Here is a 25004-nt window from a genome sequence, read left to right as displayed (position 1 = left end):
TGATTACTCCTTTGCCACAGGGCCAGAAATATTGGTATGACGTGAGTCACCTAAGACTGAAATCATGAGCATGGTTGCGCCCACCACGGTGAAATAAACCCCTAAGTCAAAAAGTGCTGCCGATGCCAAATGTAATTTTCCAAGAATAGGAACATTGAGATAAACATGCGCACTGGTTAAAAATGGACGTGACCAGAGCCATGCCAACACACCTGTGACACCTGCAATGCTTAAGCCTGTACCAATCCAGATTTCATACAAACGTCCCGACTTGGCTTTGATAAGCTGCTCGGCATAATCCTGACCCAAAGCAATATATTGAATGATCAACGCCATCGCGGTAATTAAGCCTGCAATGAAGCCACCACCAGGGTAATTGTGCCCGCGCATGAAAATATACAGACTGACGACTAAGGCTACAGGCAACACCCATGATGCTGTGGTTCGTACTAGCAGTGGAGAAGGGTTAAAGCGATAGGTCAGACCTTGGGTGATGGTGGTGCCGTGGGTTCGCATGCCATCCATCAGAGAGAGTGTTCCAATTGCAGCAATTCCTAAAACACTAATTTCACCAAAGGTATCGAAACCACGGAAGTCAACCAAAATCACGTTGACAATATTTGAACCGCCACCTAACGGTAGAGATTGCTGGACAAAGAACCATGAAATTGAATCGTGATCGCGAGTCAGCATCAACCATGTGATCCAGCCAATTCCTAGACCTGCAACAATCGCGATAATCGCATCGCGCCAACGCTGGGTTTGTGTTGATTCATAAGGGGTAAGCTGTGGTAATAATGATAAGCTCATCAGCAACAGTACAGTGGTGACCACATCCACTGTAATTTGGGTGAGTGCTAAATCAGGGGCGGACAATGCGATAAAAACCATCGTCACCACCAGACCGACCGCACCACTGATCAGCACCGCTTTAATCCGTTCATGGTGAAACCACAGCATCATCCAGCAGGCACTAAACAGCAATAACCATAAAATAATGGCAAGCCATGGAGCCTGAGTCAGTAAATGTGTACCTGTGCGAAGGGGATTGCTATACATTGGAATGAATAGCATCATCACGGTAAAGGCGATAATCCAAAACAAATAATGCTGTAATTTGCCTGTTTCGGTTTTGAGTTTGACAGCACGCGCAGCATAGACAATTTGCTGCATCAGATATTCAAAAATCAGTTTGCCTTGCAGTTTGCCCAGATAGTCTTCCATGTCGATACGGCGAATGAGCGCACCACGATTTAAATGGAAATAGAAGCTTGCGCCACCAAACAGCGCGATAATACTCATGATCAGTGGAATGTTGAAGCCATGCCAAATTGCAAGGTGTGCTCCATGAAATTCGTTGAGTTGTAGCGATGCACGAGTGACTTGATTGACCAGTGGTTCAGCAAAGAAAGCAGGGAAAATACCCACTAAAATACATAAACTTGCCAGCAAAATAATTGGGCTACGCATACCAAGCTGAGGTTCATGTGCATGAGGGTTGGGGATTTGTTCGCCGATTTCACCATCGAAAAATACCCCATGCACCAGACGGAACGAGTAGGCAACCGCAAAAATCCCTGCCAATGTAGCAACTGCAACGCCTAAAATGAGACTAAAACCAGACAAATGCTGAACCAGTTCAGTAAAGAACATTTCTTTGGATAAAAAACCATTGGTGAATGGCACGCCTGCCATAGCAGAAGCGGTAATCATGGTCAGTGTGCCTGTAAACGGCAGTAAATGCCACACGCCTTGTAATTTTTTTAGGCTACGCGTACCTGTTTCATGGTCAATAATCCCCGCGATCATAAACAACGCTGCCTTAAAAGTGGCGTGGTTTAAAATATGGAAAATTGCGGCAGCAACTGCAAGGGGCGAACCTAAACCGAGTAAACACATGATCAGCCCCAAATGGCTGATGGTGGAGTAGGCCAGTAAGCCTTTGAGGTCTTCTTTGAAAATGGCAAAGAAAGCCCCAATCGCAAAAGTCGTCAGACCGACAATCGTCACGAGATTGTGAAATAAACTGAAACCGACAAAGATCGGCAGTAAACGTGCGACCAAAAAAATCCCTGCTTTGACCATGGTCGCCGAATGCAAATAAGCTGAAACAGGGGTGGGTGCTGCCATGGCATTCGGAAGCCAAAAATGAAACGGGAACTGCGCACTTTTGGTAAATGCACCGAGCAGAATCATTAAAAGTGCAGGTACAAATAAAGGCTGTGTTTGCAGACTTGAACCGAGTGCCAGAATTTGATCGAGCTGGAAGCTGCCCGCCATTTGCCCAAGCAGCATAAAGCCCCCCAGCATTGCCAGTCCCCCCATTCCTGTAATGAGGAGTGCCATGCGTGAGCCACGTTGAGCTGCATCATAACGATGCCAGTAAGCCACTAATAAAAATGAGGAAATACTGGTGAGTTCCCAAAAAACCAACAACATAATCAGGTTGTTAGAGAGGGAAATCCCAAGCATGGCTGCCATAAATAGCATAAGCAGACCATACAATTTGCTCAGGGAGTTTTTTGGCCCTAAATAATAATAGGCATAAATAAAAATGAGTGTGCCGATGCCACTGATGAGCAAGCCAAACAGCAGCCCCAAGGCATCGAGACGGAAACTAAAATTAAGACCTAGTTCTGGAAGCCATAACCAAGTTTGCAACAGCGTTGCACCATGGAAGACGGAACTGGACTGACTGAGCAAAAGCCCAAAACAACTTAAACTCACGCTAATGGCGGTCAACATGTTGAGCAGGCGAGATGCCTTAGATAAACATGCAACCAATCCAGTGCCAAAGAGCAAAGGTAACAGTATGATTATGGCTAACACACCTGAATCCCTAGTTGTAAATTAGGTCGAAACCTAAACGTTATGTTTCTTTTAAAAATCAGAGGCGTGCAAGGAGCATTCCAATATTCAATTTCTAAAAGCCGAAGTGCGCTCTACTCGGTTGAAACCAAAAAGACCGACTGGGTTGAGTGATTAGAATATGTGCTGCACTAAAATAAGTGCAAGATTATTCTACATTTTTTGAATACTAAAGCCAGCCTTTTTCGAGTCGATTCTGCTGCTTGCCCGATAAATGCCTATTCTCATTATGATTTTTTTCAAATAAATTTGTTACAGAATGAAGCCGATTTTTTAGATGGGGTTAAGAGGTTGAAATGGCATGGGATTTGAGCGGATTTTTCTGCTTAAGTTGTTGGATTAGATCATAAATATAATGAATATTTAAACTGGTTTTGGCGCGGGTGCAGGCCACATACAGCAGGCGTAATTCTTCATCACTGATTTTGTGGTCATGGGCATTGAGTTTGAACTGATAGTCATCTTCCAGATGCACCCGATCCCATTCCAGACCTTTGGCTTTATGCGCAGTCGAAATCACATAGTCCGCTTCTTGAATCGGGGTAATTTTTTCCAAGGCGCGTTTTAATGGTGCTGTGCCATGATCATCTACCAATTTGACTAAAGGTTTAATGTCACTGCCTTCGTTGGTTTCACAGTATTCATGCACGTCATGCCATGAATTGAACCATGCCAGTTCAGGCACATCAGTCACGCGTTTGCCTTGTTTCAGCATACTGGCAGCATCAATAAAACGGTTCAGACGGGCATGATCGGCTTGCAAGCTGACTTTTTCACCACTGACCAAACCTGCTAACAGTAACTCCATGGCGCGGGCATTGGTACGGCATAAAATCGCATCGCGTTTTTTGGTATGTGGTTTGTTGAACACGGAAGATTGTCGTTCAGGGTTGCCATGCAAGGGAACGGTTTCTTTCAGCCCACCGAGCAGACTGTTGGCAACCTCGGCAATCGGTTCACCAAAACGAAATGAAGTGGTGAGACGTGATTCGGTCAGTGGCAGCTTTTGCATGGCATTGACTGCACCGCGCCATGCATAAATTTGTTGATGGGCATCGCCAACATAAATCACTTGGGTATTTTTCTGTTGCAGCAAAATACCGAGCATGAGCGGGTCGGCATCTTGCGCTTCATCAAACAGAATATAGTCTGCGGGAATATGCGGTTCCGACAATGCCCACAGTTTTAAATAAATGTCATGCCCAATCCCTGCCTGATGTTGTGGATTGACCGAATCCAGCCAACGGCGTTCCAATGCAGGGTATAAATGCTGTTGCAAGGCGGTTGCATCATCGGGATGCAGCCAACTCGGTACTTGTATATGGCGCGGTGCAGGATATTGCGAACTGGTGGCACAGAAGTAGCCCACAGCATTCGCCACGATACTGGCAAGGCGGCTTGGCATCAGTGCGTATTTTTCGTAACGTCCACCCATCAAACGGCGCAGGGTAATCGGTTCAAGCCGATATTCTTTCGCCAGAAAACTTGGACTGAGACGAGGTAAACGCAATTTGTCGGTAATGTTGCGCGGCACGCTACGGTAGGCAAGCGAGTGAAAAGTGCGGCTGTCGACATTGCGGTGAAACTTTTGTTGGGCTTCACTGGCAATGGCTTTGTTAAACGCCAGATACATGCCGCGCCGTTCAGGCATGGCAGCACTGATCATTTGCAGGGTAGTGGTTTTACCTGTACCTGCGTAGGCGACCACTTTAAATGATTCGCCACGAAGCGCATGCTCAATGGCGATCTGCTGTTCGGCAGTCGGTTTAGTGGGCTGCACGATTGGCCTTTTCAACCAGTCCAGATAAACCTTGGCGGCGTGCCAGTTCATTCAGCACGATTTGCGGGTCAATGTCGAAATAGCCGAGCATCACGATGCTGTGGAACCACAAGTCAGCCACTTCGTAGATCAGGTCATTTTTATTGTCTTCGCTGGCATGGCCAGCGAAATCTTTCGCAGCAATCACCGTTTCAATGCTTTCTTCGCCGACTTTTTCTAAAATCTTGTTGAGCCCTTTGTGATACAGCTTCGCGACATAAGAACTTTCAGGATCAGCCGCTTTACGCTCGATCATCATTTTGCCCAAGTAATCGAGTACATCGACAGTTTCAGCCTGTGCATTCGATGCAGACATGGCAAGGGTATGCGGATTGCTTGATGTCGTATTGTGGTAAATCTCGTTCGGATCTTTGAGCTGAGCATCGACAATTTCCCAACCGTTTTCAGTCAGTTTGCGATAGAAACACGATTCACGACCTGTATGGCAAGCAATGCCGCCATGTTGTTCAATTTGCAGCACAATCACGTCGGCATCGCAGTCGAGACGAATTTCATGCACAGTCTGGAAGTGTCCAGATTCTTCACCTTTATGCCAGAGTTTTTGACGTGAACGGGAAAAATACACCGCCTGTTTTTTCTCGGCAGTCAGTGCAAGCGACTCGCGGTTCATCCATGCCACCATCAAAATCCGTCCAGTATGATGATGCTGTGCAATCGCAGGAATCAGACCTTGTTCGTTAAATTTTACTTCATCGAGCCATTGCATATTGTTCATGGAAAATCACCAAATATCTTGCGTGGAATAAAAGAGGCTTAAATTAAGCAGGGCTATAGTGTACGGCATCTAACCAGTTTTCCAAAACCAATATTTCAGCATTTTGCCGCAGCCAATTTGAATCTAGGGCAATTTTTTCCAATACGGCGTGTTGTTTGTCGTGATGTACTCCATCCATCAGACACGCTATTTCACGGATCAGGACAAATATTGCATGGTTGCTTTTTCAAATGGTTTTTTTCTCAGTCTTTCTTTATGTGTAGATATTGGGATTGCCAATATCGCCATGATGACCCTCGCCATGCAGCGCGGCTATGCACAGGGTTTTTGTTTAGGACTGGGAACCTGTGTCGGCGATTTGCTCTATGCAATTGGCGCATTATTGGGGATGAGCGTGTTGCTACAATAGACAGCACTGGATGGCAGTATCAGAATAGGTTTGATTTCGACCATGCTTGCCTTGTGATTGTGCATACCACTGGGTCTTTGGATCGAACCAAATGGCAATATTCCCACGATTAATGAGAGCTCAGTTATATGCGGGCCAATTGGTTGTGCGGTAGATTTTGTGTGTAGGCTTCTTCATTTGAAAATTATATCGCTGAAGAAGCCCTTAAGAATAGCTTTGTGCAACAAAGCCAACTCCAGAACACACTGGACAGGCGTTGTTCAGGTGCAGTGGGAATCGCCCCCGTCGGCAAGATACCTATCATGATCTGACTGGTATCGTAAAACTGATGCAGGATTTCACGATTAAATTGCTGACACTCAGGGACAATTGTCCATGCGGCTCCCCAAGGATAAGGCTGATCAATCTTGACCCATGCCGATGGGCGCAGTTGACTACGTGCGCCATTCGCGACAATTACCGCATCAAACGCAGCATCGAAGGGATGTTGCTGGGCATCTTGCCCAATTAGCCGAACCTGTTCAGGGGATTCTTGGAGTTGCTGAATGTCATAGCCCATGTACCATGTGATCGCATCCCGATGCTGATTGACGGCGGTTTGCAGCACATGGCACAAGGTTGCACGGTGAATGCCTAATCCTGTGTAATGATTGCCTGCTTCATGATAATGGCTATTCACCAATAAACGACCATCGGCAAGCTGACCTTCTAAACCTGTGACTTTCGCCCCCAACTGGCAGGCATGTTCGAGAACACCCAAATGTTCAAACACAGCTAAACCCGCAGGTTGTAATAACAAACCCGCGCCGACAGGATCGAGATGTTGGGCTTTTTCAAAAATACTGACTTGAAAGCCTTGTCGGGCAAGCAGGGCAGCCGTAGCAAGTCCTGCGGTTCCTGCGCCAATAATGGCAAAATGGAGCGTTTTCATTTGAATGATTGATCGCTATTTTCATATTATTTTGCTGTATTTTGAGCATGTTGCAGGCGATTAGAATGGAATGGTGATTTAAAAAGAGAGATACCGCGATGTGATGCAAGCCATTGCTGAGTTTTTGGGATAAAAAAAGCGGGACATGCCCGCTTGAATGATCGACTTAACGTACAATCCGCCACAGTGCGATCAGACTGGCCACAACAATCAGTGGAATCGATACAAACCATGGGCTGATGATGGCGATGCTGAGTAAAATCGCGATCATGCTGCCAAAAATCCAGCTACGTTTTTGCTGCTGTTGCATCTGCAAACGTAAATGTTGTAATTCACGTAACTGTTTGTCTTGCCATGCGGACTGATTTTTTAAACCATTCAGACTATCCACAATCAGCGCAGGAATATCCTGAGCACCTAACAGTAAGTCAGGAATTTGCTGCCCTAACTGTTTGATATTTTTCACAGGATCCATATTGGATTTGACCCATTCAGTCAGAATCGGTTTTGCCAGTTTCCAGATATCTAGTTCAGGATAAAGATCGGTTCCCAGACCTTCCACGTGTACCAAAGTTTTGAGTAACAGCATCAACTGCGGTGGAATTTCTAAGTGGAAACGACGGGCAATATCCATCACCTGAATCAGGATGCCTGCAAAATCCAGCTCATGCATCGGCTTGGAAATCATCGGGCCAACGGTGCGGCGCATTTCGCGAGCCAAAGCATCCTGATCCGTTCCCGGTGGAATCCAGCCTGCCTGATGCACCACCTGAATCAGTTGCATGAAATTGCCATTCATCACGGCAAGTAGCATACGGGCAACCGTCATCTGATCCTGCTTGGAGAGTTCACCCATAATGGCGCAGTCAAGGGCAATATAACGCGGCTGCTGCGGGTTGATGGTTTCCACAAACACGTTGCCAGGATGCATATCGGCATGGAAAAAGTTATCGCGGAAGACTTGGGTAAAGAAAATGGTTAAGCCTTTTTCTGCCAAGTCTGCACGGTTTATACCGAGACGGTCAAAAGTCTCCGTATCTGAAATAGGCACGCCCGTAATACGTTCCGCCACCATCACATCGGTGCTATCCATATACACATCAGGCACATACATCATGCTTGAGCCTGTAAAATAATGGCGCATACGACGGGTGTTGTCAGCTTCGAGGGTCAAATCCAGTTCATTCAGAATGGTTTGACGGTAATTCTGAATAATTTCTGAGAGATGTAGCGCACGTGCTGCTTCAAGACGGTTTTCGAGGTTGTGCCCCAGCCACGTCAGAATTTCAAAATCTTGCAGAATTTGCGCCCGAATATTGGGACGAGTGACTTTGACCACCACTTCACGCCCATCATGCAGGGCAGCGGTATGGACTTGTGCAATCGATGCCGCAGCGAGTGGTTGCTCATCAAAACGGGAAAATAGCGTATTGATGTCAGCTTTCAAGGATTGCTGAATGCGCATTTTAGCGACATCGGCACCGAAGGGTTTGACTCGATCTTGCAACAAGACCAACTGCTGCAAAATTTCAGGGGCAATCAGGTCACGGCGAGTTGACAATAACTGCCCAAGTTTGATGGCTAATGGCCCCATATCCTCCAAAGCTTCTTTGAGCTTGAGCGGATTTTTCCCTTGTCTGCTTGACCATGCCGCAGGGTGCAGGCGAATCAGTTTCAGTAAGGGACGCGCCTTGATGGGGATGTCTTCCGCAGCAACCAACGTGTCGAGTCTATAGTGCGCAGCAATACGCCACAGTTCGAGTAAACGGGAAATATGCGGAATCATTAAAGCGGTCACCTAATCTTGTTTTGGGAGAATTTTCTGCTGTAATGCCTGAACTTTGGCTTCCAGTCGGTCAATATTTTGTTGCAAGGCACGTGTGCCTTGTTGCAGTTCATCCATTTGCCAGCGCGGGGCAAATAAACCACTGTCTTCTTTTAAGGTATCTTCGGCAAAAAACAGTTTGCTTTGGAGTGAGCGCTTGGCAAGGTTGGGTAGCTGCTGAATTTTACCGAGTTCATGGGCCAGTGTCGGGCCAATCCACGGCGACAAATGGGCTGCCAAGTCAGGTTCAATGCGCTGCAAAATGTCTTGCAGGCTTTGTAACAGGCGAAAATCACCTTGTACGGGAATCGTGCCGACTTCTTTGTCCAGTAATAATTTCAGTAGCTCAACCACATTGGCAACCTGTAAGGTCGTATCGGCAGTGCTTGGGCTTTGTTTGGGATCGAAAGGACGTTGTTCAAATACACTGGGCATTTCACTGTGCCCAGTCACCGTTGGCTCAAGGCGCAGGGTGTTTTCATCAAAGAAAACATCAACCGAGAGTTGTGGCGAGGCAATCACGACACGAAGCAGTTGCCCTTGGAGTTGATTGAGTTGGATGCGTGTAATCGCGTCAAGGTCAATCATACGATTGACCAGACGTTCAGCAGCACCTAATGCAAGAATTGACCACATCAGGGGCGTCCTCGATTAGAGTTTGAAACCACGGTGAACTGCAACGATACCGCCAGTCAGGTTATGGTAATCACAGTTTTGGAAGCCTGCTTTTTCCATCATGCCTTTTAAGGTGCGTTGGTCTGGGTGCATACGAATCGATTCAGCCAGATATTTGTAGCTTTCAGAATCATTCGCCACCAATTTACCCATCACTGGGAGTGCGGTAAATGAATACAGATCATACAGTTTAGAGAATGGTTCAAATACGGGTTTAGAAAATTCTAAAATCAGTAAGCGACCACCTGGTTTCAACACGCGGAACATTGATTCAAGTGCTGCATCTTTATCGGTCACGTTGCGTAGACCAAAGCTGATGGTTAACAGGTCAAAACTGTTGTCGGCAAACGGTTCTAAAGTTTCGGCATTGGCTAAGACGAAATCAACATTGGTACAGCCAGCATCGAGCAAACGGCTACGACCCACATTGAGCATAGATTCGTTAATGTCGGAAAGTACTACATGACCTTGAGGGCCGACTTCACGACTGAAGACTTTGGCAAGATCACCTGTACCGCCTGCAATATCCAGCACGTGCTGACCACGGCGTACGCCAGACATGTTAATCGCGAAGCGTTTCCATAAACGGTGAATACCAAATGACATCAAGTCATTCATAATGTCGTACTTGCTGGCAACCGAGTGGAACACTTCCGCAACTTTTTGGGCTTTGTCTTCAGTACGAACCGTTTTAAAACCGAAATGCGTGGTGTCACCGACATTGCCTGTTTTGCCTGCGCCACGTGGCAGGTTGTAATGCGGCACTTGTCCTGTAATGGGGGTGTCTTGTGGTGTTTGGTTCAGGGTCTCTTGTTGACCTTGTGGAGTCCCTTCAGGAAGAGGCGAGGTTAAAAAAGGACTAACTTTATTAGAATTTTCTGTCGACTCATTGGCTGTATTTGGCGTTGGGTGTTCGTTCGACATGAGTCTCTCCTCATTCACCTGTATAAGAAATTAGGGAGCATGATGACAGATTATGCAAAACTTTGCAGTGATCATCATGCTTGAATTGATCAATAATATACAGAAAAAAGTCTGTTTTGTATGGGGCGATTATTGAAAAGGCTGTGGATCGCCTGCGTGGACACGATGGATGACTTGGCGTTCCTGCGCGCTAAAATCACGGACGAATTTCTCTGCCGACTTGAGTGGTTTCATGGCGGTAAAGCCTTCATCCATAAAGTCATACATCATTTGAAAATGGTGTTTATACGCCACCGATTTACACATTTTAAAGGCAGTATGAACCATAAATGAGCGCAAATAACGGTCTAAGTAATGCCCAAACTCATCCGCCATACTCAGTTGTTTTAAACGTAAATCAGCCTGATCGAGTTGCAAATATGTTTGACGCATGATTTCGTCATTGAGCACTTGGTTGTGCGGATAGTTGTTTTGAATATGTGCCGCAACTTGCTCATCGAGTTCGACCGCATAAATTGCCAGTAGAATGCCATGAGTGCCTGCTTTAATCGCATTTTCAGGAATAAACTTTTCGGCTTTGTGGGCATACTTCATTAAGCGTTCGATTTGTTGTGCCAAGGCATCAAAGTCTGGACCACCATAAAGACGATTGACAAAATAATCGGCCATGAGTCGATTATTTTTTTCGGAAAATAGACCTTGATGAGAGTGTTTTAAACGATTTTTTTGCCATTGTTGTACATCTTGTAGGCGTTGGAATAACACAGGATCTTGATGATATTGCAATTGTTTATAGCGTTGTAGCAGTTGATCTAATGCACTGAGCTTTGACATTTCTCAAAATTACTGAAAAAGAAAGTTATCTTAAAACAGCTTACTGATAAAATTCTATGCTTTTACGTAAAAGCCAAGCAATTGATGAGCTAATGAATATAACCCGCCTCGCGTCCGATCATATCGCGTAAGCCCTGAACCAAGGCCTCAATCAGCTTTTCGATGACTAAACGCTGTCCTTTACGTGAGGCATACACCAGTTGCACCGTACCTGTATTAGATTGCCATTCGGGAAGAATTTGAATCAGATCGCCATTCTCCAAATCTTTTTGCACCGTCAAGATCGGTAAGTCAGCAATGCCTAATCCATCTTTTACGGCATAGTACACACCCGCCAAGTCATTACATTTCAAACGTGGTTCAAAATGAAAATCAGCGGTTTCACCTGTCGTCAAATGCTGTAAATGCCAAGTGTAACGGCTTTTCATCAGACCCAAAGCTACGGCAGGGTAGTGTACTAATTCCTGATAATTCTGAATTTCGTGTCCTTGCAGTAAGCTTTGACTCGCCACCAGACAATGGGTAGTTTTGACCACATCCCGCACGATTAAACTGGAGTCTTCATTCGGGTTGAAACTGGTACGAATCGCAATGTCGATATTGTCATGTAACACATCGACACGGCGACTGGTCAACTCCAGTTCGAGTTGGACTTTCGGGTATTGTTTTAAAAAAAGCATTCAGAATTGGGCGAATCTGAAACTGCATCATCACATTTGGGCAGCTAATTCGAACCAGACCTTGCGGCTCACTTTTTTGTTGTAAGAGTACGTTTTTACTGTATTCGATCTGGTTGACGATTTTTTGGCATTCTTCATAGAACTGCTGACCGAGTGGCGTGACCTGAAAGTATTGTGTAGTGCGTTGAATTAGCTTGATATTAAAGCGTTCTTCGAGTTCTAAAATCCGTCGGCTCAGTTTGGATTTGGTGATGTGTGTTGCTTCACTGGCTGCGCTAAAACCACCATGTTTGACGACCAAATAAAAATAATAGTAATCATCAAAAATATGCATGGCGAATTCCTGTGTTCGGACAGCGGCTAGATTGTAACGGAAGTTGTTTATCGCATATATAAGATAGTGCTTCTTATTTTTATGGATTTTTTGACTGCTGAATAACAAGTAAAATTATCCTCTAAATCAACTGAGGATTTCGACATGAAAAAAGTCATTGGGCAATATCGGACACAGCAAAAACACTGGGTGGGCGATGGTTTTCATGTCAGCACCTTATTTTCTTATGACCGTTTAGGGCAAGTGTTGAGTCCATTTTTAATGCTCGACTACGCCGCACCTGAATTTTTTAGCCCAACCAACACGCCACGCGGGGTCGGCGCACATCCCCATCGTGGTTTTGAAACCGTCACCATTGCCTATAAAGGTGAAATTTCGCATCGGGATTCACACGGCGGTGGTGGCACCATTCAGACGGGTGATGTGCAATGGATGACCGCAGGTGCAGGCTTGCTGCATGAAGAACTGCATTCTGAAGCGTTTACCCAACAAGGTGGTGAGCTGGAAATGGTACAGCTTTGGGTGAATTTGCCAGCTAAAGACAAAATGACCAAAGGCAAATACCAAGCGATTACCCAAGCGCAGATTCCTTCAATTGCGCTGGATGACGCAGGCAGTTATTTGCGGGTGATTGCAGGGCAATATGCCGATGCACAGGGCGCAGCTTCAACCTTTAGCCCTGTGAATGTCTGGGATATTCAACTGGCAGCAGGGCAGCAGCATGAATTTAACGTTCCTGTTGGGCAAACCTGTATTGTGGTGGTGCGCCAAGGCACCGTGCGGATTAACCAGCAATATGACGTGACCGATCACAGTTTTGTGTTGTTTGACCCAGATGATGCTGCGCCCATTCAGATCAGTGCTGAACAGGGCGCAGGGATTCTGATTTTGACAGGACAACCGCTGAATGAACCGATTCAAGGTTACGGACCTTTTGTCATGAATACCCAGCAAGAAATTATGCAGGCGATTCATGACTTTAACCGTGGTGATTTTGGTGAAATGTAAATCAGTTTAGCGCTGTGCAATATCAATTATTTGCGTTTCAATCCGTACACTGCGCAGCAAAGTCTTGGTGACGGGCGTTTTTTCGCAAATTGCCAATAATTTTTGTTTGAGAACTTCATCGAGTGCTGTATTAAATTCAAGATGGCGCTGAATATATTCAGTTCCATCTTGATGGCTAAAGAATTCGGTTGAAACGGCAAAGTTTTCGAGGTCAATCGCTTTATGTTTGGCATACATTCGTAATGTAATCATGGTACATGCGGCAAGACTGCTGCACAGCAGATCATAAGGCGCAGCGCCTTGATCTTGCCCTCCGAGTGATTTGGGTTCATCTGTTAAAAATTGATGCTCCCCGCAACTCACTAAACCTTTCCATGCTTCATTAAATGCTTCTACATGACTACGCCCAATAATACTCATCTTGATGCCCTCATATGTGTGGGAAATGTTGGCGCCTGTAGTCGTTGTCCATCATAATCATGAATTTCCCCAAAACGACGATCATGCGCAAGCCATTGTTGGTGAGCCGTTTTAATTTCTTGTTCAGTTCGACCCACATAATTCCACCACAGCAAAATAGGGGATTCAAAAGGTTCTCCCCCAATCAACAAAACTCGGCTTTTCGCTGCAAGCTCAATGACGATTTCTGTTGTGCCTGTTGAAAAGACCATCATATTGTCATTGCTCAGCGTTTGTCCATTAATTTGAACATCTCCTGTGAGCAGCAGCAGCCCATATTCAAATTTGGGATTGAGTTTAAAGCGGGTGGCTTGACTGGCAGATTGTGCTGTGCAGAAATCTACAGCCACTAATGGACTGTACACTTCAACAGGAGAAAGCTGTTCGAGGAATTCTCCGACCAATACGGTACATTCGAGTTGTTGCTGCTGAATAACAGGCAGTTGAGGATAGTGCTGAAATTTTGCAGGCATATCACGTTTGGCATCAGGAAGTGCAATCCATAATTGCGCAGTATGCAGCTCAGTTTCAGTTTGAGGCGCAACTTCTGTATGTGAAATCCCATGCCCAGCCGTCATAAGGTTGACTTGTTTCGGCTGAATCAATTGCTTTGACCCCAAACTATCCGTGTGCATCAAAGTTCCTGCAATCATCCAAGTAAAAGTCTGTAAACCGATGTGTGGATGTGGGCCAATGTCTAGACCTTTTCCTTGTGCAAACTGAACAGGGCCTGCACGGTCGAGAAAACACCAAGCCCCGATCATACGTTTCTCACGATGTGGAAGTGCGCGGGCAATGACAGTGCCTTGACCAATCTCGGCACGGCGTAAAGGAAGTTCAGTAGCTAGCGTTGACATGGGGGCATACTCATGAAGATGATGACTCTGATCTTAGCAGGCATTGTTGAGGACTCATCTGGTGAGTTTAGTAAATCATCATCCTATAAATAGAAAAATGAAGATCCGTTCTTGTCAAGTGCAGTTGAGCTACATAGCTTTTAGAAAAAATACACTATAATACGCGCTTTATTTTCCACCTGTTTGCTCATGATGCAAAGATTCCTGTTTTTGCTTATTGGCGTGCTACTGGCATTGTCATGGCTATCTCCAGATCACTATACACCGTGGCTCACCTTTTCCAGTGAATTGTTTGCTTATGCAGCAGCACTATGTACGCTGGGATTGTATATCGACAAACCATTAGCATTGCCTAAACAACAATTGCCATTATTTTTGATTGCCTGTATTCCATTTTTACAGTGGTTACTGGGGATCGAATTTTACTTCAGTAAAGCCTTGTTAGCTGCTTTATATGTATTTGCCTTTGCCATGATGGTGGTACTCGGCTTCAATCTCAGTCGTGAACCAGTATCGCGTCAACAGATTTTTAAGGGCTTTAGTCTTTTAACCTTTGTTGTTGGGCTCATTACGGTCGCAATCGCACTCTTACAATGGCTGCATTTAGATCAAGGGATTCTAGGCGTGATGCAGTTGCGCGGAAATCGTCCGTATGCCAATTTTGCTCAGCCCAACAATATGGCTACTTTCCTGATGATGAGCCTCATGGGGTGCTTATATCTCTTTGAAAAACGCATCTTACCGACATGGCTGGTGACGATTGGGGCATTATTGCTGACCTTTACGATTGCCCTGAGTCAATCACGTACACCATGGGTGGCGTGTGTGGTTTTGAGTATTTATTTATTTTTTAAATTGTCTGCAACAGAGCAGCGTTTCACTCGATATCATGTTTTGGCATGGGTGAGTGTCTATGTAGGCTGTTTGTTGGCGATTCCAAGCTTAAATACCATGCTGGTCAATCTGGGTTTATCTCACTCTGAGATGTCAGATGTGATTGAGCGTGCAAGTTCAAGTCACTCGCGCTTTAATATCTGGATGCAAATGCTCTATGCCATTCAGCAGCATCCACTTATGGGGTATGGCTGGAATCAAACCAGTTATGCACAATTGGTTGGCGCAGACTTCCTTGAGCATAATGAGCGAACCAACAGTGCCCACAACTTAATTTTAGAATTATTGGTCTGGAATGGTGTGGTGCTAGGCACAGCGATTGTCGCATATATCGCTTGGTGGATTTGGCAGTTGAATAAACAGGTCAAACAAAGTGAAGCTTTGGTGGCTACACTGATGGTGTGTTGTGTTTTGATACATGCCATGTTTGAGTTTCCACAGAATTATGCTTACTTCTTATTGCCTGTCGGTTTTCTATTGGGCGTTATACAAGCACATACACGGACATCTATGGCAACATGGCAACTCTCTGCCAATCTAAATACTTTTATTTTGGTGCTGTCCATTTTACTTTATGGTCTGATTTGGCGAGATTATCTGAGTGCTGCAGATGCTCTAAATCAGGGGCGTAAACATTCAGACCAAGGCATTCCTTTGGTCAAACCTGATCATCTTTATGTCTTGGATCAATTTGATCAGCGTGCAGAATGGTATTACTTAAATCGTTTTAGCTATTTAACGCCAAAGCAGCTCGAACGCTATCATCATGTGGTTGTGATTACACCAACACATTATGATTTATATAAATATGCTCAATTACTGGCTTATAATGGTAAAATGCAACAAGCACAGCATCAGCTTAAATTAATTCATGGTTTATATCGGGTGGATCATCCTGATAACCAGCTATTGCTCGATCAAGATCACAATGGCAATCCACTGCATTAAATTTTAAGCCAATAAAAAAGCTGCCATTCGGCAGCTTTTTTATTATTCGTCAGCCATATTGCTTTGAATATAATTTTCGATACCGACACTTTCGGTCAGGTCAATTTGTGTTTCAAGCCAGTCCCAGTAATCTTCCTCAGACTCTAGAATTTCCTGTACCAAGTCACGTGAAACATAATCTTGAAGCTGTTCAGACAATGCAACAGCTTGTTTGAGAGCCTCAATGTTTTCTTTCACTTTACGCACATCGCATTGCAAAACTTCAAGAGTATGTTGACCAATATAAAGTTTGCCTAAATGCTGTAAATTTGGCAGACCTTCTAAAAATAAAATTCGTTCAATCACTTTATCTGCATGTTTCATTTGACGAATAGATTCTTTGTAATCGGCTGAACCGAGCTTTTCGATGCCCCAGTCGTTAAACATGCGTGAATGTAAGAAATATTGATTGATGGCAGTGAGATGGTGATAAAGTACCTGATTCAACTGATTAATGACTTCACGATTGCCTTTCATTATTATTTCTCCGCAAAAATATAAGCTTAAACAGAAGTTAAGCAATAATAAATTGATCTTAACCAATATCGAGTATTGCTGCGAGTAGTTTATAGAACGGCAAATGAAAATCACAATCACACATAAAAATAAACCTACCCTTGAGTCGAGGGTAGGTAAAAGAAGTCAACAACAGATTTATGATTAGGCAGCGACAGAAATCTTTGCAGCAATTTCAGCTAATTCTTCATTAATAATGCTACGTGCTTCAGGCGCACAGCGTCCACAGCATGTCCCTAAATCCAGTAAGTCACGGATTTCTCGGTAAGTTTCTGCACCATTGGCAACTGCATCCTTGATGTCTTGGTCAGTAATACCACGGCATAAACAAACATACATGTGCGCACCTATAAGAAGATAAATACGATGATTGATATTATTGATAATTATTATTGTTTGTCAACTTGTTTCATTTGCATTTTGTCTAAACTTTCATTGGCTTTTTGAATAAAAAAAAACCACCTGATCGGTGGTTTTATATCCATGCTGAAATGCTTAAGGAATAATCACAATCCCATCCATTTCAACGAGAGCACCTTTAGGTAAACTAGCAACACCGAGTGCAGCACGAGCAGGGTAAGGCTGAGGAAAATACTCACCCATAATTTGATTCACAAGCTGAAAGTTAGATAAATCTGTCAAGAAGATATTGAGCTTAGCAAAATCGGCTAGAGAACCACCTGCAGCTTCACACACGGCTTTAATATTATCGAATACACGGCGAATCTGCGCTTCAATGCCATCTACCAATTCCATGCTGTATGGATCTAAACCGATTTGCCCAGAAAGATACAAGGTATTCCCAACTAAAATGGCTTGAGAGTAAGTTCCAATTGCAGCAGGTGCGTTTTCAGTATGAATCACTTGGCGTGACATGAAGATCTCCTTTACAAATTCAATAACCGAATTAAATCAATATATAACACACAATGCTTTCACTATGCGCTTACCTTTACACAACTTTATGTGTTTCAGTAATCGTAATAGGCGTATCTTGGCGTAAAATGCGTGGAAAGCCAAAATGCATTCGTAATTCACGAATCACTTGTGCAATTTCTTTACGGTTATTGACCACGACATTGACGTAGGTTTTATGATCTTGGGAGCGTACCATTTCGACCCCAAATTTTGCTTTACGACATTGGTAGATGAGATCAGAGATCTGCTCATCATCCATACTCATATCAATACACAAATAAGCGGTAAAACTGACATCGTCAACATTATGTTCACTCCAGTGAAGCGGCATAATATTCTCAGGATGCAAATGTTGCTCATGCAACAGGTTATAGCAACGTTCACGATGCACAATCAAACCACGTCGTGATAAGTGCCCTTGAATTGGATCACCTAAAATTGGATTACAGCAACGGGCATATTTGACATCAATTCCATCAGTTCCTTGAATAAGGCGATGTGAGCTTTGCTCTTCTTCAAATTGACTATCGCTAGAAAATAAATGGTTGGCAACCAGTTGTGGTAACAGATCACCCACAGCAATTTGTTCGTAAAGGGTATTTTGACTGTCGAGATGACGCCATTCTAAAACATTTGCCCAATCATCGGCTGAGAGTTGATGGCTTGCGCTGTTAAATAAACGTAATGCACGGTCTAATGCTTGCTTGCCAATAATTCTTTGTTCTTCAATATCTTGATCACGTAAGATGTTTTGAATTGCACGACGTGCTTTTTGTGTATTGATAAAACTGAGCCAGTCTGGATTGGGTGTCGCAAGTACATCAGTCAATATTTCAATAACTTGACCACTGCTAAGAGGCGTTGAAAGAGGGCGTGTTTCACCATCAATTTTTGCGCCAATCGCATGATTACCAAGGAAAAGGCTGGCAGCATAAGCAAAATCTACAACAGTTGCACCTTGTGGCAACTCATGTAAATGCCCTTGTGGTGTATATACCCAAATTTTTTCCTGATGCAGATAATCAAGTAATTCATTGAATGTGGTTTTTGCACACTCGCCATCAATCAGTGTATTGAGATTTTGCATAGATGCCTGAATCGCTGAACGGCAGGCTTGCGGTGCATTTTCCCCTAAAACCACACCAAAACGTGCAGCTTTACGCATCAATTCAGTTTGAATGGTTAATGAAAGTGTCGTTTTTTCACCTTTGAGTTTCATCATTAATGACTGGTTGCCCCCTGGTAGCGGACGGCGAATGTGATCATCAAATTGTAAAACTTGGAAGTTTTCTCGCAAAATTTCCACCAAGCGATCACAATCTGCAATGCTGGTCAAAATAATTTCAAAGGTATGGCTACGAGTGAGTTCCTGTAGGTTAATGTCATTTTTCAGAAAATGGCGAATCAACTCAATATTGTTATTTTTCTTTTTAATGCGGCCTGCAATTTGATGCTGTTGCAGCAACTGAGTCAGATTTTTTTCCCAAATTTGCTGATATTCACAGCGTTTAGGTCGAGTCTGTTGCAGTGCTTGCTGGATTTCATTAAATACATCAAGATCAAGATTTTGATAACACAGATATTCGAGGTTATCCCCCATTTCATTCATACCGACGATTCGTGCCATTGGAACAAAAATATCAATGGTTTCTTGGGCAATACGTGCACGTTTATCTGGACGTAAGGCATCAAGCGTGGTCATGTTATGGTAACGATCGGCAAGTTTGATAATAATGACACGTGGATCTTGAAGCGTTGCCTGAAGAATTTTACGGAACGATGCCGCCTTATTGACTTGCTTGTCACTCGAATGGGTCAACTTGGTGACGCCATCGACCAGTTCTGCCACGACCTTGCTAAATTTTGCGGCAATTTCTTCTTTGGTAAATTCGGTATCTTCAATCACATCATGTAGCAGTGCTGCCATGAGTGTTTGAGCATCAAGACGCATGTGTGCCAAAATACCGCAGACCGCAATCGGGTGCAGCACATAAGGTTCGCCACTTTTGCGCGTTACACCACTATGCGCAAGGTCGGCGAAATCACAGGCAGCAAGCACCAGCTCGACATCTTTTTCTGACAAATATTCGTCAATAATCAGTTTAAGTTGTTGCTTTGCTTGGCTGACTTCTTCGCCTGGCATAAACCACCTTTAAATAATGCTAAATCACAAATAGAAATGTAGCCCTTTAATGAAAAACATTCTACGAGTCTTGTCAATTTGTCTGATTGAAAAAAAACCTGAAAATTTCAATAAAGTTGATTGTTTTAGTCGATTTTGCACTAAAATAGAGCAAACAAAAAAGCCTAGTTGAACCAACTAGGCTTTTTATACAGAAAATTTGAGCTTAGAAAGTAAAGCCTTCAAGGTTCAAATTATTCGCAGAAAGCGCAAGATCAAGACTAGAAGTTTGGTAATCTTGCTCACGTTGTTTCAAAATGTCTTTGCTCACATGACCTGCTGCAATTTCACGCAACGCCACAACGGTTGGTTTATCATTGTCCCACTCTACAGTTGGTTCAATGCCTTGGCGTGATAATTGGCGCGCACGTTTACTTGCCACGAGGACCAATTCAAAACGGTTGTCTACATGGTCTAAACAATCTTCAACAGTTACGCGTGCCATAAGAAATCTCTTACTGAGTTAAATTTAACTAGACTGTGCAGTATAAAATGCTTTGCGAATAGACTCAAGTTTTAATCAATTTTCAGGGCACAACAATTTAGCAATTAATTGTTGATGACGATTGGCTTGCTGCAACATGGTCAAACGGTTGGCATTAATGACAGATTCAAGGTCATGTAAGGCTTTATTAAAATCATCATTGATAATAACATAATCAAAATTGACATATTGCTGCATGTCAGTAATAGCACAGCTCAAACGATGCTCAATCACTTCAACGGCATCAGTCCCTCGATTAGATAAACGCTGGCGTAAATCAAACTGGCTTGGAGGTAAGATAAAGATTTGTTTTGATTGTGGAAAAAGTTTTCTAACTTGTTCAGCACCTTGCCAATCAATCTCAAGAAGTACATCATGACCCTTTTCAAGCTGTTGGCGTACAGTGGCTTGGGACGTTCCATAATAATTGCCAAAAACTTCGGCATATTCAATAAAACCGCCGTGTTCAACTTGCTCTAAGAAATGATCTTTGCTTGTGAAATGGTAATGGACACCATCGAGCTCACCGGGACGTTGCCCACGCGTTGTATGAGAAACAGAAACATGTAAATTGGTTACACGTTCGAGCAGGGCTTTGACCAGAGATGTTTTGCCCGTTCCCGACGCAGCAGAAACGACAAACAATAGACCCGACATGATATTTTTTCCTGATATGATAAAATATCTTCTCTATTTTAGAGTAGAGTGCCGCTAAACTGAATAGTTTGGCTGATAAATTCAAAAAAACAGTGACTATGTGTCAGATTGAGGAAGTTATGGAAATTGTATTGGCTAACCCACGAGGCTTTTGTGCAGGTGTTGACCGTGCTATTGCGATCGTCAATCGGGCACTTGAATGTTTCCAGCCACCCATCTATGTCCGCCATGAAGTGGTGCACAATAAATTTGTTGTTGATGATTTGCGCCAAAGAGGTGCGATTTTTGTGGATGAGCTTGACGAAGTACCCGATGATAATATTGTCATTTTTAGTGCTCATGGGGTTTCTAAAGCAGTTCAGCAAGAAGCTGCACGTCGGGGGTTAAAAGTTTTTGACGCAACTTGTCCATTGGTCACCAAGGTTCATATTGAGGTGACCAAATATGCTCGCGAAGGTATCGAGGCAATTTTGATTGGACATCATGGGCATCCTGAAGTTGAAGGAACGATGGGGCAATATGATAAAAGCAATGGCGGTGAGATTTATCTGGTTGAAGATGAACAAGACGTTGCTGATTTACAAGTGAAACATCCTGAACGCGTTGCTTTTGTTACGCAAACCACACTTTCAATTGATGATACTGCTAAAGTGATTGATGCTTTGCGTCAAAAATATCCGCATATTCAAGGTCCTCGTAAAGATGATATTTGCTATGCAACCCAAAACCGTCAGGATGCGGTGCGTGACTTGGCTGAGCAGTGCGATGTCGTATTAGTTGTGGGTTCACCCAATTCATCCAATTCGAATCGTTTGCGTGAACTGGCTGAGCGTATGGGCAAGGCTGCCTATTTGGTTGATAATGCCGAGCAACTCCAAGCAAACTGGTTTCAGCCAAATACAAAAGTGGGGGTTACAGCAGGCGCTTCAGCACCAGAAATTTTGATTAAACAGGTGATTCAACGTTTGCAAGATTGGGGGGCGGATGTGCCCAATGAATTGGATGGGCGTGAAGAAAATGTAACTTTTAGTTTGCCTAAAGAGTTAAGAATTCATATCGTTCAGGCTTAAAAAAGTAGAAAAAATGAAGGCGGATAGTTACTTGTCCGCTTTTTTATGCCTTTTATCCTAATTGTATTTTGTTTGTAATAAAAATAACTATGATTTTAAATAGGGAATGGGCTGTCTATAGGCAAAAAATGAGAAAAGTTTGGGGTTTTACGCTTGTTGAACTTATGGTGACTATAAGTTTAATGGCGATTATTGCGGTTATAGCTATACCCTCATTTAATAATCTAATGCTAAAACAAAATCTAAATAAAAGTACACGTGAACTCGTTATTACTTTAAATAAAGCACGGAGTAAAGCAGCCCTTGAACGTCGTCTTGTAACCGTTACTTTAAAGCCATCATCAGAAGATACAAAAAGTACTCTATCAGAAGATACAGAAAGTACTCTATCAAAAGATGAAAGTACTCTGAATTGGGTGGCCTCTGGAAAGACTACTTTAGTTTCAACTACAACTGCAGTAATTTTTCGTAGCGATGGTTTGGTTCAAGATCCGATTACGCCCACAATACCTTTAAGTTCAGATTTAACCTTGGTACTTTGTGATAATGCTCAGGCGGATGCTAAGTATTCTAAAAAAATCATTATTTCCCGCATGGGAACAGTACAACAAGGCGAACTTGTTTCGGGGAGTTGCAATGCAAGTTAAATATCAACAAGGGGTAGGATTGCTCGAAGTATTGGTTGCATTAATGCTATTGGCAATTGCAGTACTAGGCTTTGTTGCGTTACAGCTTCGAGCAGTTGAAGCCACAGCAGAAGGTGCAAACCGTATTCAAGCTATCAATATTGCACGAGATTTGGCTGAAAAAATACGGATTAATAATTCTGCTATAACCGAATATCAGACTCAATTAGCCAATAACGACAATAACGACAATAACGGGAATAACGGGAATAACGGGAATAATGGCAATAACGGGAATAACGACAATCAGGCTACTTCAGGTAGTAAGTGTTATACAGGTTTTTGTACGCCAACAGAAAAAGCGGTATTTGATGTTCATGAAGCTTCTGTACAGGCAACCAGTGCAGGTATGACTTTGAATATGATCACTTGCCCAGGTACAGCAAATGGCCGTCGTTGTATTTATGTTGCTTGGGGTAAAACAGACCCCGTAGATACAACTGCGATGACAACAGGACATACCGAATGTACCACTAGTTCAAGTTCAAGTTCAAGCTTTTCTTACAATGATAATTCGACCTGTATTGTGATGGAGACCTATTAAGATGCGATATTCACAACGAGGGTTTACGCTTATTGAACTCATGGTATCACTGGCTTTGGGTTTAATTATTGTGGCAGCAGCGGTTATGCTTTTTATTGCAGGGCAAAAAAGTTTTGCGCTACAACAAGGTGCTGCTGATATTCAGGATAATGCCAATTTTGCCTTAAATTACATGGCCAAAGATATTCGGATGGCAAATTTAAATGCTGTAACTGCAACCATGACTGCGAGTTCTGCAAATGGTGGCATTGTTTTTAGCACAACCAATTTGGCAGGTATATCGACTGCCAATGTCAGTAAAAGTGAGGTCAGCAATACATCAAATGTTGATGTGGGTAGTGATCAACTGGTTATTCAATATTTGCCAACACAAGCTCAAATTGACAGTGGTTTATTCGATTGTGAAGGAACACAAGTTCAATTTATTGATCCTGTAGCAAAAACTATTCCATTTGTAGTAGAACGTTATTTTGTGCGTCAGGATGACAAACTCAATAGCAACGAAACATCCGCAACAGCATTAGCGTTAGCGTGTGATGCAGGGCGTGCAACAAGTGCAGGTATTATGACTTTTAGTCCAGCTTCTTCTTCTCTTAATTTTGGACTTAATGGTCAAATCATTATGAAGCGTGTTGACTATTTTAGAGTCTTGTTGACGGTACAAAATAGCGCAGGCAGTTTGAGAGACATGAGTATTTCAGACTATGTCACAAATGCACCGACAGCACGTATTTTAGGTGTAAAACTAGGTGTATTAACCCGTTCGAATCAATCAGTTGGTGTTGATTCCAATATCGATCTAACAAAATCATTTGCAGTATTGGATAAAACGGTAACTTTAAACAGCACGATTCAAAATATTAAAACAAAAAATTTACGTCAGGTGGTCGCACAGGCTGTCGCTATGCGTAATGCTTTGGGAGATCGTTAAAGATGATGAATCAACGTTCTCAAACAGGGGCAACACTGATCATTGTTTTGGTTGTGTTACTTCTTATTACTATTGTTGGTACATTGGCAATTCGACAAAGCTTAGTGTCGTTAAATATTGCAACCAATGGCCAGGCACAGCAGTTAATGTTTGAAAATTCAGATTCAGCCGTTTTTACTTTACAAGATGCTGATAATTTATCCCAAGAATTGGCAACCAATGGCATGTTTGGTTACATTCGAACCAGTAGTAATAAGGGTAAGGAATTGGTGTTTTGTTATCGTGGAACAAATACTAATTTTTTCACACTTTCAAATGCCAGCATCATCAAATGGCAGTCAGGTAGTGCACCCATTAATAGTGAAATTGGAATCGCAGGCTATTGTAATCCAAGTAGTTCATCTAATTATTATACCAGTGGGCGCAGTGTCGTCATGACACAAATCACAGTGCAGTTTGTTGATTCTTCAACAACTGATACTCCTTTCTCGGGAACTGTGGATGGAACAGATAGTGATTCGGCAAAAGTCATCAGTGCTGAAAAAGCCATTGTACATGCTGTATCACTTATGCCGACACTCTCTACAGCTTCGACTTCAGCTATTTATAGTTGTTTATCTACTCATATGAGTAATCCAGTGGTTCCAGCAGGCTACACCGCATCTTCAGGAGCAGACCAGAGCATTTCAGAATGTCTGGCTGGTTTAAATGTGCCGTTCACGACACATATTTCTGAGTACACGTTAACACAAACTCTGACAAGTAGTAGTTAAGGA

23 protein-coding genes and 4 pseudogenes are annotated in these 25004 nt (G+C 43.3%); 8 read left to right on the top strand and 19 right to left on the bottom strand.

Annotated features, from left to right (window positions below; genetic code table 11):
- Positions 1-3 precede the first annotated feature (3 nt).
- From GBN19_RS02250 to GBN19_RS16195, 4 genes are all read right to left on the bottom strand, one after another.
- Positions 4-2829 (bottom strand): monovalent cation/H+ antiporter subunit A, encoded by a 2826-nt coding sequence (locus GBN19_RS02250; RefSeq protein WP_151776994.1) that lies wholly within the window; start codon positions 2827-2829, stop codon positions 4-6.
- 322 nt (positions 2830-3151) lie between these two features.
- Positions 3152-4699 (bottom strand): UvrD-helicase domain-containing protein, encoded by a 1548-nt coding sequence (locus GBN19_RS02245; RefSeq protein ID WP_228271194.1) that lies wholly within the window; start codon positions 4697-4699, stop codon positions 3152-3154.
- A complete protein-coding gene (gene hisIE / locus GBN19_RS02240; RefSeq protein WP_151776993.1) occupies positions 4635-5423 on the bottom strand; it encodes a bifunctional phosphoribosyl-AMP cyclohydrolase/phosphoribosyl-ATP diphosphatase HisIE in 789 nt (262 codons plus the stop codon). Before hisIE ends, GBN19_RS02245 begins: the two co-directional genes overlap by 65 nt.
- Before the next feature lie 43 nt (positions 5424-5466).
- The gene (locus GBN19_RS16195) at positions 5467-5601 is read right to left on the bottom strand and encodes a hypothetical protein (RefSeq protein ID WP_266095371.1); all 135 of its coding nucleotides are present in this window, start codon (positions 5599-5601) and stop codon (positions 5467-5469) included.
- Between the two features lie 36 nt (positions 5602-5637).
- Between GBN19_RS16195 and GBN19_RS02235 the strand changes: the two genes are divergently transcribed.
- Positions 5638-5832 (top strand): LysE family transporter, encoded by a 195-nt coding sequence (locus GBN19_RS02235; protein ID WP_228271193.1) that lies wholly within the window; start codon positions 5638-5640, stop codon positions 5830-5832.
- On the opposite strand, the pseudogene GBN19_RS02230 reads toward GBN19_RS02235, so the two are convergent.
- The 7 genes and pseudogenes from GBN19_RS02230 to GBN19_RS02195 form a co-directional block, all read right to left on the bottom strand.
- Positions 5827-6009, bottom strand: a pseudogene (locus tag GBN19_RS02230) (transposase); the annotation flags it as partial. The gene GBN19_RS02235 and the pseudogene GBN19_RS02230 sit on opposite strands and share 6 nt — an antisense overlap.
- Before the next feature lie 55 nt (positions 6010-6064).
- A pseudogene (locus GBN19_RS02220) lies at positions 6065-6763 on the bottom strand (FAD-dependent oxidoreductase); the annotation flags it as partial.
- A gap of 166 nt (positions 6764-6929) precedes the next feature.
- Positions 6930-8549: an ABC1 kinase family protein gene (locus GBN19_RS02215; protein WP_151777005.1), complete on the bottom strand. Its 1620-nt coding sequence runs from the start codon at positions 8547-8549 to the stop codon at positions 6930-6932.
- 12 nt (positions 8550-8561) lie between these two features.
- The gene (locus GBN19_RS02210) at positions 8562-9224 is read right to left on the bottom strand and encodes a hypothetical protein (RefSeq protein ID WP_151776991.1); all 663 of its coding nucleotides are present in this window, start codon (positions 9222-9224) and stop codon (positions 8562-8564) included.
- Between the two features lie 15 nt (positions 9225-9239).
- Positions 9240-10187: a bifunctional demethylmenaquinone methyltransferase/2-methoxy-6-polyprenyl-1,4-benzoquinol methylase UbiE gene (gene ubiE, locus GBN19_RS02205; RefSeq protein WP_151776990.1), complete on the bottom strand. Its 948-nt coding sequence runs from the start codon at positions 10185-10187 to the stop codon at positions 9240-9242.
- Positions 10188-10316: 129 nt separating this feature from the next.
- Positions 10317-11021 carry an FFLEELY motif protein gene (locus GBN19_RS02200; protein ID WP_151776989.1) on the bottom strand — a complete coding sequence of 235 codons (705 nt, stop codon included), beginning with the start codon at positions 11019-11021 and terminating at the stop codon, positions 10317-10319.
- 89 nt (positions 11022-11110) lie between these two features.
- Positions 11111-12035 (bottom strand): annotated as a pseudogene (locus GBN19_RS02195) (LysR substrate-binding domain-containing protein).
- 144 nt (positions 12036-12179) lie between these two features.
- On the opposite strand from GBN19_RS02195, the gene GBN19_RS02190 reads away from it, so the two are divergent.
- Positions 12180-13043 carry a pirin family protein gene (locus GBN19_RS02190; protein WP_151776988.1) on the top strand — a complete coding sequence of 288 codons (864 nt, stop codon included), beginning with the start codon at positions 12180-12182 and terminating at the stop codon, positions 13041-13043.
- A gap of 6 nt (positions 13044-13049) precedes the next feature.
- Here the strand turns inward: GBN19_RS02190 and GBN19_RS02185 are convergent, their stop codons facing one another.
- Both GBN19_RS02185 and GBN19_RS02180 read right to left on the bottom strand, forming a co-directional pair.
- Positions 13050-13463: an OsmC family protein gene (locus tag GBN19_RS02185; protein WP_151776987.1), complete on the bottom strand. Its 414-nt coding sequence runs from the start codon at positions 13461-13463 to the stop codon at positions 13050-13052.
- A pseudogene (locus GBN19_RS02180) lies at positions 13460-14341 on the bottom strand (pirin family protein); the annotation flags it as partial. The pseudogene GBN19_RS02180 and the gene GBN19_RS02185, both read right to left, overlap by 4 nt.
- Before the next feature lie 207 nt (positions 14342-14548).
- On the opposite strand from GBN19_RS02180, the gene GBN19_RS02175 reads away from it, so the two are divergent.
- Complete coding sequence (locus tag GBN19_RS02175; RefSeq protein WP_151776985.1) at positions 14549-16201, top strand: PglL family O-oligosaccharyltransferase; 1653 nt, start codon at positions 14549-14551, stop codon at positions 16199-16201.
- A gap of 42 nt (positions 16202-16243) precedes the next feature.
- Here the strand turns inward: GBN19_RS02175 and bfr are convergent, their stop codons facing one another.
- From bfr to gmk, 6 genes are all read right to left on the bottom strand, one after another.
- Positions 16244-16717: a heteropolymeric bacterioferritin subunit Bfr gene (bfr, locus tag GBN19_RS02170; RefSeq protein ID WP_151709301.1), complete on the bottom strand. Its 474-nt coding sequence runs from the start codon at positions 16715-16717 to the stop codon at positions 16244-16246.
- A 183-nt stretch (positions 16718-16900) separates the two neighbouring features.
- Positions 16901-17095: a bacterioferritin-associated ferredoxin gene (locus tag GBN19_RS02165; protein WP_151709302.1), complete on the bottom strand. Its 195-nt coding sequence runs from the start codon at positions 17093-17095 to the stop codon at positions 16901-16903.
- A 156-nt stretch (positions 17096-17251) separates the two neighbouring features.
- Positions 17252-17632 (bottom strand): RidA family protein, encoded by a 381-nt coding sequence (locus GBN19_RS02160; RefSeq protein WP_004754460.1) that lies wholly within the window; start codon positions 17630-17632, stop codon positions 17252-17254.
- 76 nt (positions 17633-17708) lie between these two features.
- Positions 17709-19817: a RelA/SpoT family protein gene (locus GBN19_RS02155; RefSeq protein ID WP_151776984.1), complete on the bottom strand. Its 2109-nt coding sequence runs from the start codon at positions 19815-19817 to the stop codon at positions 17709-17711.
- Positions 19818-20022: 205 nt separating this feature from the next.
- Complete coding sequence (rpoZ, locus tag GBN19_RS02150; protein ID WP_151709304.1) at positions 20023-20301, bottom strand: DNA-directed RNA polymerase subunit omega; 279 nt, start codon at positions 20299-20301, stop codon at positions 20023-20025.
- Between the two features lie 75 nt (positions 20302-20376).
- Entirely contained in the window at positions 20377-20997 is a 621-nt protein-coding gene (gene gmk / locus GBN19_RS02145) for a guanylate kinase (RefSeq protein WP_151776983.1), read from the bottom strand.
- Between the two features lie 119 nt (positions 20998-21116).
- Here gmk and ispH point away from each other — a divergent pair, with 119 nt between their 5' ends.
- The 5 genes from ispH to GBN19_RS02120 all read left to right on the top strand — a co-directional run bounded on the left by ispH (position 21117) and on the right by GBN19_RS02120 (position 25001).
- Positions 21117-22067: a 4-hydroxy-3-methylbut-2-enyl diphosphate reductase gene (ispH, locus tag GBN19_RS02140; RefSeq protein ID WP_151709306.1), complete on the top strand. Its 951-nt coding sequence runs from the start codon at positions 21117-21119 to the stop codon at positions 22065-22067.
- 128 nt (positions 22068-22195) lie between these two features.
- On the top strand, positions 22196-22714 hold the full coding sequence (locus GBN19_RS02135; RefSeq protein ID WP_151776982.1) for a GspH/FimT family pseudopilin: 519 nt from the start codon (positions 22196-22198) through the stop codon (positions 22712-22714).
- On the top strand, positions 22704-23297 hold the full coding sequence (gene pilV, locus GBN19_RS02130; RefSeq protein ID WP_151776981.1) for a type IV pilus modification protein PilV: 594 nt from the start codon (positions 22704-22706) through the stop codon (positions 23295-23297). The genes GBN19_RS02135 and pilV overlap by 11 nt, the downstream gene beginning before the upstream one ends.
- Position 23298: 1 nt before the next feature.
- Complete coding sequence (locus tag GBN19_RS02125) at positions 23299-24228, top strand: prepilin-type N-terminal cleavage/methylation domain-containing protein (RefSeq protein WP_151776980.1); 930 nt, start codon at positions 23299-23301, stop codon at positions 24226-24228.
- A gap of 5 nt (positions 24229-24233) precedes the next feature.
- Complete coding sequence (locus GBN19_RS02120; RefSeq protein WP_228271192.1) at positions 24234-25001, top strand: pilus assembly protein PilX; 768 nt, start codon at positions 24234-24236, stop codon at positions 24999-25001.
- Positions 25002-25004: the final 3 nt, after the last annotated feature.

The organism is Acinetobacter brisouii (genome assembly GCF_008993995.1).
In the GTDB taxonomy this organism is placed as follows: Bacteria; Pseudomonadota; Gammaproteobacteria; order Pseudomonadales; family Moraxellaceae; genus Acinetobacter; species Acinetobacter brisouii_A.
The sequence above is the reverse complement of the archived record's forward strand: the minus strand, read 5'-3'. Positions and strand labels throughout refer to the sequence as shown.

Excerpts from the sequence above, each read along its gene's own strand:
- GBN19_RS02200 (WP_151776989.1), bottom strand. The coding sequence starts at position 11,021 with ATGTCAAAGCTCAGTGCATTAGATCAACTGCTACAACGCTATAAACAA.
- pilV (WP_151776981.1), top strand. The coding sequence starts at position 22,704 with ATGCAAGTTAAATATCAACAAGGGGTAGGATTGCTCGAAGTATTGGTT.
- GBN19_RS02125 (WP_151776980.1), top strand. The coding sequence starts at position 23,299 with ATGCGATATTCACAACGAGGGTTTACGCTTATTGAACTCATGGTATCA.
- ispH (WP_151709306.1), top strand. The coding sequence starts at position 21,117 with ATGGAAATTGTATTGGCTAACCCACGAGGCTTTTGTGCAGGTGTTGAC.
- GBN19_RS02175 (WP_151776985.1), top strand. The coding sequence starts at position 14,549 with ATGATGCAAAGATTCCTGTTTTTGCTTATTGGCGTGCTACTGGCATTG.
- GBN19_RS02160 (WP_004754460.1), bottom strand. The coding sequence starts at position 17,632 with ATGTCACGCCAAGTGATTCATACTGAAAACGCACCTGCTGCAATTGGA.
- GBN19_RS02235 (WP_228271193.1), top strand. The coding sequence starts at position 5,638 with ATGGTTGCTTTTTCAAATGGTTTTTTTCTCAGTCTTTCTTTATGTGTA.
- rpoZ (WP_151709304.1), bottom strand. The coding sequence starts at position 20,301 with ATGGCACGCGTAACTGTTGAAGATTGTTTAGACCATGTAGACAACCGT.
- GBN19_RS02135 (WP_151776982.1), top strand. The coding sequence starts at position 22,196 with ATGAGAAAAGTTTGGGGTTTTACGCTTGTTGAACTTATGGTGACTATA.
- GBN19_RS02210 (WP_151776991.1), bottom strand. The coding sequence starts at position 9,224 with ATGTGGTCAATTCTTGCATTAGGTGCTGCTGAACGTCTGGTCAATCGT.
- GBN19_RS02190 (WP_151776988.1), top strand. The coding sequence starts at position 12,180 with ATGAAAAAAGTCATTGGGCAATATCGGACACAGCAAAAACACTGGGTG.
- gmk (WP_151776983.1), bottom strand. The coding sequence starts at position 20,997 with ATGTCGGGTCTATTGTTTGTCGTTTCTGCTGCGTCGGGAACGGGCAAA.
- GBN19_RS02185 (WP_151776987.1), bottom strand. The coding sequence starts at position 13,463 with ATGAGTATTATTGGGCGTAGTCATGTAGAAGCATTTAATGAAGCATGG.
- GBN19_RS02165 (WP_151709302.1), bottom strand. The coding sequence starts at position 17,095 with ATGTATGTTTGTTTATGCCGTGGTATTACTGACCAAGACATCAAGGAT.
- GBN19_RS02215 (WP_151777005.1), bottom strand. The coding sequence starts at position 8,549 with ATGATTCCGCATATTTCCCGTTTACTCGAACTGTGGCGTATTGCTGCG.
- hisIE (WP_151776993.1), bottom strand. The coding sequence starts at position 5,423 with ATGAACAATATGCAATGGCTCGATGAAGTAAAATTTAACGAACAAGGT.
- GBN19_RS02245 (WP_228271194.1), bottom strand. The coding sequence starts at position 4,699 with ATGAACTGGCACGCCGCCAAGGTTTATCTGGACTGGTTGAAAAGGCCA.
- GBN19_RS02155 (WP_151776984.1), bottom strand. The coding sequence starts at position 19,817 with ATGCCAGGCGAAGAAGTCAGCCAAGCAAAGCAACAACTTAAACTGATT.
- GBN19_RS16195 (WP_266095371.1), bottom strand. The coding sequence starts at position 5,601 with ATGGATGGAGTACATCACGACAAACAACACGCCGTATTGGAAAAAATT.
- bfr (WP_151709301.1), bottom strand. The coding sequence starts at position 16,717 with ATGAAAGGCAATCGTGAAGTCATTAATCAGTTGAATCAGGTACTTTAT.
- GBN19_RS02120 (WP_228271192.1), top strand. The coding sequence starts at position 24,234 with ATGAATCAACGTTCTCAAACAGGGGCAACACTGATCATTGTTTTGGTT.
- ubiE (WP_151776990.1), bottom strand. The coding sequence starts at position 10,187 with ATGTCGAACGAACACCCAACGCCAAATACAGCCAATGAGTCGACAGAA.